General features: G+C 60.8%; 1 protein-coding gene. It reads right to left on the reverse strand.

Annotated elements, in window-relative coordinates; genetic code table 11:
- Nucleotides 1-151: 151 nt before the first annotated feature.
- On the reverse strand, nt 152-694 hold a 543-nt coding region (locus A3714_RS02480), incomplete at its 5' end, for an aminotransferase class IV (RefSeq protein ID WP_063527151.1).

Genomic DNA, 694 nt, shown 5'->3' on the forward strand with positions numbered 1-694 from the left:
TGTTGCCGAATGAAATAAATACTTTGCCAAAGTGGTAACGATAGCACTGCGGATAACAGGGAGCTGAGTGGAAAGCCCAGACCATTCAGAGGCGCTTTCGTCGGCAAGTGACGGATTGCGTCTGATTGTCTCTCACAGATTGCCCGCGGATTTATCCTGGCAGAAAAAGCGCGTCGGCAGAGCGTTGCAATTGCAACACTGAATCCAGCACCGGCCACTGCCATTGCGCCAGTTTACGCACCGGGAGCACGCCGACAACACTGTTGCACAAAAACACACCGCGAGCGCCGTGAAGCTGTGACAGCGGCCTCAAATCACAGGCCACCGTTTCCCCCCGCGCGGCCAGATGCGCCATGAGCCACTGGCGCATTACCCCGGCCACGCCGGCTCGGGCGGCCAGCAAGTCAGGTGTCCACCAATGATCATCGAAGCGGGCAAACAGATTCATCGCCGTGGCTTCCAGGGGCTGGCGACGGCAACTGAGCAGCAGCCCTTCGTGCCAGCCCTGACGAGCCACCTCACGACGAGCCTGTACCTGGGGAAGTCGATTGAGATGCTTGAGCCCGGCCAGGGACTCTGGATACAGAGGGGCACCGCACAGCCCCATTATGATGCCCTGCTTGCGCAGCGGCTCGGACCAGACCGGTAGCGAACCCGCCAGCCACAACACGGTTGGCTGTGGCTCCGGGGGCGG

Origin of the sequence: Alcanivorax sp. HI0007 (genome assembly GCF_001635525.1) — a bacterium.
Lineage (GTDB): Bacteria > Pseudomonadota > Gammaproteobacteria > Pseudomonadales > Alcanivoracaceae > Alcanivorax.